We start from the raw sequence: 8,598 nt of genomic DNA, 5'->3' as shown, positions 1-8,598 counted from the left end.
AGCCAGGGCGATTTTTTTGTGATTTTAAATGAAAATCCTAGCTATACCTAAATTTATTTTTTAAATTTAACGAGGTATAATGAAAAAGAAAATTTCACACAAGGAAAAAAGTAAGGAAGTATTATTTTGAAAGAATTTGGAAATCTAGCTTTTGACAAGAAAACAATGAAGGAAAATGTTCCTTATCCAGTTTATCTAAAATGGAAGGAAGCTGCTAGGAATAATGCAACTTTAGATAGGGAAACTGCTGATTCTATTGCCCATGCCATGAAATCTTGGGCTATTTCCAAGGGTGCGACATCCTACACCCATTGGTTTCAACCCCTAAATGGCAAAACTGCTACCAAAAAAACTGCCTTTTTAAATAGGGACGACAAGCACAATCCTATAAATAGGTTTTCTGGCAAGGAGCTTATAATCGGTGAACCGGACGCTTCGTCTTTTCCGTCTGGAGGTATGCGTTCAACATTCGAAGCCAGGAGCTATACATATTGGGATTTGACAGCCAATTCCTTTATTTTGGATAAGGTTTTGTATATCCCTTCAGTTTTTGTTTCCTTTTATGGAGAAAAACTCGACAAGAAATTACCTTTGATTGAATCGATGAACATGGTAAGTAAGGTTGCAACAAAGCTTTGCAATTTATTTCTAAAAGACGAACCTACTTACAGGGTCAAGGCAAAAGTTGGTCTTGAACAAGAATTTTATTTGATCGACAAAAAATATTTTGACCAGAGAATCGACTTGGAATATTCTGGTATGACCTTGGTGGGATCTGACCCAATGGTTGAAAAAGAGCTAGTTTCCCATTATTTGGGAGCTATTCCTGAGAGGGTCAATGCCTTTTATGAAGATGTCAACAAGGCTCTTTACGATTTGGGAATCTACATGGAAGCCGAACACAATGAGGTAGGACCAAACCAATTTGAGATAGCTATAATGTTTGAAAATGCCAATATTTCTGTGGATAATAACCAGCTATTGATGTATATTTTGGAAAAAACTGCCCTCAAACACGACTTGGTTTGCCTTTTAAAGGAAAAACCTTTCAAGAATATGGCAGGGTCAGGCAAACATAACAACTATTCTCTGGCAACAAATTATGGAAAAAACTTATTTTCGCCAGGCAAAGACCCAAAAAACAATATGGTATTTCTCATATTTTTATCAGCCATGGTTGAGTTTTGCAACAAATACCAAAAGCTAATAAGGATAGCATCATCTACAGTAACTAACGATTACAGGTTGGGAGGAAATGAGGCGCCACCTGCTATAATTTCCATGTTCATAGGTTGTGATTTGGAAGAAGCCTTAAAGGCTATTGCCAATGACGATTTTGAGGGAAAAATTATTGCCAATAAGGTGAAAATTCCTCATCTAGGAGAGATGAGGACAGATACTTCTGATAGGAATAGGACCTCACCTATAGCCTTTACTGGCAATAAATTTGAATTTAGGATGCTAGGCTCATCACAATCTGCAGCCGACCTTAATACGGTTATAAATATTGGTATGGCAGAAGCTTTGGAGAGAATTTACTCTAGGTTAAAAGGTGTAAGCGAAGAAAATTTAAAAGAAGAAGCCTATAAAATTATTAAAGAAATTTATCTAGAAAACAAAAATATCCTCTTCCAAGGAGATGGATATTCAGAAAACTGGAAAAAAGAAGCGGGGAAAAGAGGCCTTGAAAATTACCCAACCTATCTTGATGCCCTAAAGGCAGCAAAAGATGCAAATGCCTACCATATTTTTGAAAAAGTTGGCATTTTTAGTCAAAAGGAAATTGAATCCTTGCTATATGTTGGTTTTGAAGATGTTATAAAATTTTTCCAAGCCCAGCTAGAAATCTTAAAAAATATGATCCATCAAGAAATCCTCCCATCAGCCATGAGGGAAATCAAGGGAATCAAAGATTATCTATCCTTTATGGAAAATGAAAATCTTAGCCAAAGGGCAAGGAGGATTAATGAAGAGGTGGGAGAACTCCTAGCCTATTCAGAAAAAATTTCAGACCTGATAGAAAAAAGTGAAGAGATTTCAAATATACAAGCAAAAGCCGAATTTCTCCAAAAAGAAACAAGCCAAGTGGCAGGAGAGGTAAGAAAAATCTCAGATACTCTAGAAAAATTAATATCAAGAGAAAACTATTCTATGCCAAACTATGTCGATATGCTAAAGACCTTGTAGAATTAAGGCTAAATTTTAAAAATGCAGAAAAATTAAGGAAAAACAAAGGCCCCTAAGCTTGAATCAAAAGTCTTGGGGGCCTTTTTAGATTTATAATTTTTTTTCATATCACAAATATTTCAGGAGTTCTTTTATTTTTATTTCAAAAGGTTCATCCTTTGGGTTGCCTTGTAGAGGAAGATTCCAAGTATGGCGTTTATGGCCATGGCTACTAGGACTGCTGGGTAGGATGGGATGAATAAATTTAGTTGTTTGGTCATGGTGAGGGCTATTGATAAGAATAGGGTGCCTGAAACCATGGTGCCTAGGGCAAAGATTAGGATTATCTTTGGTATAGAGAAATTTTTATCCATGGCTTTGATGACGTAAAAAACAACTAGGGAGGTGATGATTTTTTCTATGAAATTTGGGATTTGACCACCTGGAAAACCTGTTGTAAGGGCAGACATGATTCCACCCGCAACTCCTAATAAAAGGGCTTCTTTGACATCTCCTACTACCATAAGGGATATAAACATCATTGAGAGTAAGAAGTCTGGTTTGACTCCAAAAAATACTCCTGGAACCATCAAGTGGAGGACAAGTCCTAGGGCCATAAAGATTGCTGATACTGTTAAGTTTCTGGTTTGTATTGAATTTGTTTGCATTTTTATTTCCTTTCTTTTTTTATTGGCTCTAATAAAAAAAGCTCGCTCCTAAATATTAGGAGCGAGCTAGTGCCCACGGTGCCATCCTCATTTGTCTATCAAAAATAGACCTCTTTAGATACTTTCATATCCTATCCCTGTAAGGTGAGAACCACCCGCCGGCTACTTTAATTTCACCTTTGATCTGATAGACCCATTCACAAATAATTGTACCCTGCAATTCTCATCAACCATTAACTTTCTGTTGGCTTAATTATTTGCTACTAATTCTATCTACGATTTATGTTAGCTTTATCTTATTACAACATTAGCACTTTGTCAAGTAAATTTTTTAAATAATGTATCTTACAAAGAAAATAATTGCTAAAACATAAATTACCCAGCTTACTTCCTTGCCTTTACCAGTTAGTAGTTTAATAGCTGCAAAGCTCATCATACCGAAGGCGATTCCTTCTGCGATAGAATAAGATAGTGGCATCATGAGGATTGTCATGAAGGCTGGGAAGGCTTCTGTGATATCTTCAAAATTGATTTCCACAACAGTTGATAGCATGAAGAGTCCTACTGTTACTAGGGCTGCTGATGTGGCTGCTGGTGGGATTATTGAAAATACTGGGAAGAAGAATGCTGCTATTACGAAGCATCCTGCTGTTGCAAGGGATGTTAGACCTGTTCTACCACCTTCTGCAACACCTGATGAACTTTCTACAAAGGTTGTAATTGTAGATGTACCAAGTAGGGCGCCGACTGTTGTGCCGACAGCATCGCTCATTAGGGCCTTGCTTGCTTCAGGTAGGTTGCCATTTTCATCTAGCATTTTTGCCTTGGTAGCTACTCCTGTAAGAGTGCCTAGGGTATCAAAAATATCTACAAATAAGAATGAGAATAATACCGAAAACATCTCCAAAGAGAAAATACTGGAAAAGTCTAATTTAAAGGCTACTGGTGCGATTGATGGTGGTAGGCTAACGATGTTTGTGTCTGGTAAATGTGTTACACCTAGGATTAGGGAAAGAACGGTGGATACCAAGATTCCCCAAAGTAGGGCACCCTTCACCTTTTTGGCTGTCAATACGATCATTATTACTAGGGCAAAGAAAAATATAAAGGCCTCTAAACTCTTTAGGTTTCCAAGAGCGAGGGCTGGCTCTGCCTTAACAACGATTTTGGCATTTAATAGACCAATCTCTGCTATAAATAAGCCTATACCGACTGAAACTGCTTTCTTTAGGGTTGTTGGAATTGAGTTAAAAATCGCTTCTCTAACTCCCACTAAAGATAGTAACATGAAAATAATTCCTTCTAAAAATACTGCGGTGAGGGCGAATTGCCAAGAATGACCCATTTGACCGACTACTGTATAGGTGAAGAAAGCATTAAGCCCCATACCAGCAGAAAGACCGAAAGGTAGGTTGGCGTAAAAGGCCATTAGGACCATGGCTACAACACTTGCGATGACGGTTGCTGAAAATACTGCACCGTAATCCATACCTGCTTCGCTTAGGATGCCTGGATTTACTGCAAGGATATAACTCATTGTCATAAAGGTGGTTATACCTGCCATTACCTCTGTCTTAACATTAGTACCATGTTTGTTTAGCTTGAAAGTTTTTTCTAAAAATGAAACTTCTGCCATAATTGCCTCCTTTTATTTATGATACAAATCTATTATATGTTTTAATTTTGATTTATCATTAAAAATGCTTTATTTTTGATAAAAAAATCGCTATAATAAGTATAAGACTAAGAATTATAATCAGAAAGAAGGAAAAATGAGTCATACGAATTGGATTGAACTTATAGTTATCATAATAGGTGTATTGGGAAGTGCGTTTTTTTCCTCATCGGAAACTGCCCTTACATCTTTAAATGTATTTAAAATTAGACAAATGGAAGAAAATGGAGTTGAAAATTCTTCTTTGGTTAGAAAACTAACTGACAATATCGGCAAGGTTTTAACTACCATTTTGATTGGAAATAATATAGTAAATATAGCAACTACCACTGTTGCTACCATATTTTTTACAGATTTATTTGGGGCTAAGGGTGCCATAATTTCAACTGTTGTCCTAACCTTAACTATTTTGATTTTTGGTGAAGTGACACCTAAAAATATAGCTTCATCTGAGTCAGAAAAGGTTGCTCTTAGGGTAGCTAAACCCATAAAGTTTTTTGATTTTATCCTAAAACCCATGTCTTTTTTTCTCCAAGCTATTACAAATTTTTTGACCAGGCTTGTTATTGGGGAAAATACCCCAAAGGGAGATTTGGTTACAGAAGAAGACCTAAAGACAATCGTGGATGTATCTGAAGAACAAGGGGTTATAAATGACCAAGAGTCAGAAATCATTAACAATGTTTTTGAGTTTGGGGATTCGAATGTTGAAGATATCATGACTGCAAGGACCAATATGGAAGCTATTGGTGTTGATATGGAAGATAGGGAATTAAAAGATTTCCTAAAAAATTGCAAACACTCTAGGATTCCAGTATATGGCAAGTCCATTGACAATATCATAGGCATTTTACATATGAAGGATATAGTAGCTTTTATTGCTGAGGATAAGGAATTAAACATCGAAGAGATGGTTAGGCCTGCCTTTTATGTTTATGACAATATGCACATCTTTGACCTTTTTAAGCAGATGAGGGGCGAAAATGTATCCCTTGCCATAGTTATTGACGAATATGGTGGAACTTCTGGAATTGTAACCATAGAAGATATAGTAGAAGAATTGGTAGGAGAGATTGAAGATGAGTATGACACTCATCTTGAAACTGTCCTTAAGATTAATGATAAGGAATATTTGGTAAACCCATCTATCCATATAAATGATTTTAATGATTATTTTGATACTGATCTAGAGCAAATCAAAAATGACTCAATAGGTGGATTTTTGATTGATAAGCTAGGCAGGATTCCAAAGCTAGGTGATAGTGTGGAGGCTGACGGTATTAAAATAAGTGTAGTCCAGATAAATAGGTACAAACTAGAAATGCTTAAGGTAGATTTTTCTTAAAAGGGGGAAAAGATGAGAGAAACAGTTTACATTACAGGCCACAAAAAGCCAGACACAGATTCAGTTATGTCAGCTATTGCCTATGCTGACCTAAAAAACAGATTAGGAGAATATGACGCGATTCCGATTAGGCTCGGAAAACTTAGTCAAGAAAGTCGTTTTGTCCTTGATTATTTTGGGGTAAAACCACCAGAGATTAAGGAATCTATGAAGCTTACCGTTGGCGATTTGGCAATTGATAAGGGAACTATAATCGACCCTTCTATTCCAATTAGAAAGGCTTGGGACACCTTCCAAAAGGGGGCTACAAATTCCCTAACAGTTGTGGATAATAAGGGAGAGATTGTTGGTATTGCCTCACTTTCAAACATTACCAAGTCTTATATGGATGTTTGGGATGATGAAATTTTAGGTAGGTCAAATACTTCTATTGACAATATTGTTGACGTTTTAGCTGCAAAAATTATTCATCTAGCTGATGATAAGGCAACTTTTCCTGGCAAGATGACAGTTTTTGCCATGGGTGGAGATGAAAAAAACTTAGACAATGTTTTTGCTGAAGGTGATATAGTTATATCAGGCAATAGGGCTGAATACTATGATTACCTCTTAAGGCAAAAAATTTCCCTTTTGATTCTTACTAACGGGGCAAGTCTTGGTGAAGATATGGTTGACCTTGCCAAGGAAAACAAGGTTACAGTTATTTCTACAGAATTTAACTCCTTTATGACTTCAAGACTTTTGCCACTTACCATCCCAGTTAGCCAGGTAATGACAACTGAAAATTTGATTTACTTTAAGACTGATGATCCCCTTGACCTTGTGAAGGATATGATGGCTAAGTCAAGGTTTAGGTCTTATCCGGTTGTAGATGCTAAAAAAAGAGTTGTGGGCTCTATTTCTAGGTACCACCTAATTTCATCAACCAAGAAAAAACTTATCCTTGTTGACCACAATGAAAGAAACCAATCAATTGATGATATAGACGAGGCAGAAATTGTTGAAATTATCGACCACCACAGAGTGGCAAATATTCTTACAACTGCTCCAGTATTTTTCAGGGCAGAACCAGTTGGTTCTACTGCCACAATCATAAGTGAAATGTACCTAGAATCAGGTATTAGACCATCAAGAGAAATTGCTGGTATTCTTTGTGCAGCAATTATTTCTGATACTCTTTTATTTAGGTCACCAACTACAACCGACATTGACAGGAGAATTCTAGACAGGATGAGCAAGATTGCAGGTATAAATCCGGAAGAATTTGCCGATAAGATGTTTAGGGCAGGAACTTCCCTAAAGGGTAAGTCTGCTAAGGATTTAATCGAGGGCGATATTAAGACCTTTACAATCGGCGATGCCAATGTGAGAGTAGGTCAAGTTTTCACTATGAATCCTGAAGAGCTTGTGCCAATTATGGATGATCTTAAAAAGTTAATGGCAGATAAGATTAAGGAAAGAGGAGAAGATACCTTTGTCCTTGTCCTTACAGATATTTTTAACCAAAGAAGTGAACTTCTAGTTGTGGGTGAATATTACGATGAAATCAAGGAAGAATTTGGTGATTTAACTCCAAATGGAACTATCAATGCAGATGGTGTTCTTTCTCGTAAAAAACAAGTAATACCAAAACTTACAGCTGCAATTGTAAAAGCATAAAACATAGGCTTGCCATTTTTGTGGCAGGCTTTTTTCCTAGGAGGATTAATGGAAATTTTAGATATATACGATAAGGATAGGAGGAGAACGGGCAAGACTTATCCCAGAAATGAAGAAATTCCCCAAGGTGGCCTAAGGCTTATAATCCATATCTTAATTTTTAATGACAAGGGAGAGCTTTTAATCCAACAAAGGGCTGATTATAAGAAAATGGGTGGTCTTTGGGATATTTCGTGTGGAGGTGCCTGCCAGGCTGGGGAAGATTCTTTTGAGGGAGCCAGGCGAGAACTTAATGAAGAATTAGGCATTGAGTTTGATTTTACAAGCATTAGACCGATTCTAACAGCGAATTTTGCCCAGGGGTTTGATGATTTTTATATGCTTAGAAAAAATATAGAAATTAATGAACTTAAATTACAAAAAGAAGAGGTCAAGGCGGCCCGTTGGGCAAGTCGCAAAGAGGTTTTCGACCTATTTTCCAAGGGTAAATTCGTAAAATATAAAAAATCCTTTTTGGATTTGCTTTTTGACCTTAATGACGATGAGAGGTTTATGATGGTATAAAAAAATCCCGAACTTACTTTTAAGTTCAGGATGAATTTCTTAGTCGTTTAGTTGTTCTAGCAAATAATCTGGGTCCATGCCGTGAACCATGCAAGCTTCTTCAAGAGATTCATAAAGAGCTGTTGGACATGCTATGCAGCCCATACCACTCATCATGAGGATGTTGATAGCTTCTGGCTTAGCTTGGATTATATCGCCTATGATCATATCACGTGTGATAGTAACTTTGTTTTTGTCTTGTGTATTTTCGGTCATATTAACCCCCTTTTTGTCTTATTAACATTTTACTACCAAAGGGGAAATAAGCAAAGTAAAATACTAGGGTATAGGAGGAATCATGGAAAAGAAAAAATTATTAGAAGAAAAGAAAAATGAATTAAAAATATTAGAGGAAAAAATCCTTGCAGGTTATAAGGTGAGCTTTTTGAAACTTTTTGTAGGCCCTTTAATTTTAGCTATATTAGGAATGCTAATTGGCAGTTTTTGTGGCTTTGATGATACTCAAAAAGTAGGAAGTCTGG

8 protein-coding genes are annotated in these 8,598 nt (G+C 36.6%); 5 read left to right on the top strand and 3 right to left on the bottom strand.

Annotation, left to right across the window (positions count from 1 at the left end):
- The first annotated feature begins 120 nt into the window (after positions 1-120).
- Entirely contained in the window at positions 121-2,187 is a 2,067-nt protein-coding gene (locus RQ907_RS06230; RefSeq protein WP_311492516.1) for a glutamine synthetase III, read from the top strand.
- A gap of 137 nt (positions 2,188-2,324) precedes the next feature.
- Here the strand turns inward: RQ907_RS06230 and RQ907_RS06225 are convergent, their stop codons facing one another.
- Together RQ907_RS06225 and RQ907_RS06220 are read right to left on the bottom strand one after the other, a co-directional pair.
- Positions 2,325-2,834, bottom strand: coding sequence for a tryptophan transporter (locus tag RQ907_RS06225; RefSeq protein ID WP_311492515.1), 510 nt, complete (start codon positions 2,832-2,834; stop codon positions 2,325-2,327).
- A 331-nt stretch (positions 2,835-3,165) separates the two neighbouring features.
- Positions 3,166-4,470 carry an NCS2 family permease gene (locus tag RQ907_RS06220; RefSeq protein ID WP_311492514.1) on the bottom strand — a complete coding sequence of 435 codons (1,305 nt, stop codon included), beginning with the start codon at positions 4,468-4,470 and terminating at the stop codon, positions 3,166-3,168.
- A 136-nt stretch (positions 4,471-4,606) separates the two neighbouring features.
- On the opposite strand from RQ907_RS06220, the gene RQ907_RS06215 reads away from it, so the two are divergent.
- The 3 genes from RQ907_RS06215 to RQ907_RS06205 are packed head-to-tail and all read left to right on the top strand — an operon-like array spanning position 4,607 to position 8,077.
- Positions 4,607-5,854, top strand: a complete 1,248-nt coding sequence (locus RQ907_RS06215) for a hemolysin family protein (protein ID WP_311492513.1) — start codon at positions 4,607-4,609, stop codon at positions 5,852-5,854.
- Between the two features lie 12 nt (positions 5,855-5,866).
- On the top strand, positions 5,867-7,513 hold the full coding sequence (locus RQ907_RS06210) for a putative manganese-dependent inorganic diphosphatase (RefSeq protein ID WP_311492512.1): 1,647 nt from the start codon (positions 5,867-5,869) through the stop codon (positions 7,511-7,513).
- Between the two features lie 48 nt (positions 7,514-7,561).
- Positions 7,562-8,077 carry an NUDIX domain-containing protein gene (locus RQ907_RS06205; protein ID WP_311492511.1) on the top strand — a complete coding sequence of 172 codons (516 nt, stop codon included), beginning with the start codon at positions 7,562-7,564 and terminating at the stop codon, positions 8,075-8,077.
- 39 nt (positions 8,078-8,116) lie between these two features.
- Here RQ907_RS06205 and RQ907_RS06200 read toward each other — a convergent pair whose 3' ends face one another.
- Positions 8,117-8,332: a DUF1858 domain-containing protein gene (locus RQ907_RS06200; protein ID WP_004828128.1), complete on the bottom strand. Its 216-nt coding sequence runs from the start codon at positions 8,330-8,332 to the stop codon at positions 8,117-8,119.
- An 82-nt stretch (positions 8,333-8,414) separates the two neighbouring features.
- Between RQ907_RS06200 and RQ907_RS06195 the strand changes: the two genes are divergently transcribed.
- Positions 8,415-8,598, top strand: a 184-nt coding sequence (locus tag RQ907_RS06195; RefSeq protein WP_311492510.1) for a hypothetical protein, incomplete at its 3' end; no start/stop codon positions are given.

Origin of the sequence: uncultured Anaerococcus sp. (assembly GCF_963510575.1) — a bacterium.
In the GTDB taxonomy this organism is placed as follows: domain Bacteria; phylum Bacillota; class Clostridia; order Tissierellales; family Peptoniphilaceae; genus Anaerococcus.
This window is presented reverse-complemented; position numbering and strand designations above follow the sequence as displayed.

Bases quoted from the DNA above. Each gene is read 5' to 3' on its own strand.
- RQ907_RS06225 (WP_311492515.1), bottom strand. From the start codon at position 2,834: ATGCAAACAAATTCAATACAAACCAGAAACTTAACAGTATCAGCAATC.
- RQ907_RS06220 (WP_311492514.1), bottom strand. From the start codon at position 4,470: ATGGCAGAAGTTTCATTTTTAGAAAAAACTTTCAAGCTAAACAAACAT.
- RQ907_RS06215 (WP_311492513.1), top strand. From the start codon at position 4,607: ATGAGTCATACGAATTGGATTGAACTTATAGTTATCATAATAGGTGTA.
- RQ907_RS06210 (WP_311492512.1), top strand. From the start codon at position 5,867: ATGAGAGAAACAGTTTACATTACAGGCCACAAAAAGCCAGACACAGAT.
- RQ907_RS06205 (WP_311492511.1), top strand. From the start codon at position 7,562: ATGGAAATTTTAGATATATACGATAAGGATAGGAGGAGAACGGGCAAG.
- RQ907_RS06200 (WP_004828128.1), bottom strand. From the start codon at position 8,332: ATGACCGAAAATACACAAGACAAAAACAAAGTTACTATCACACGTGAT.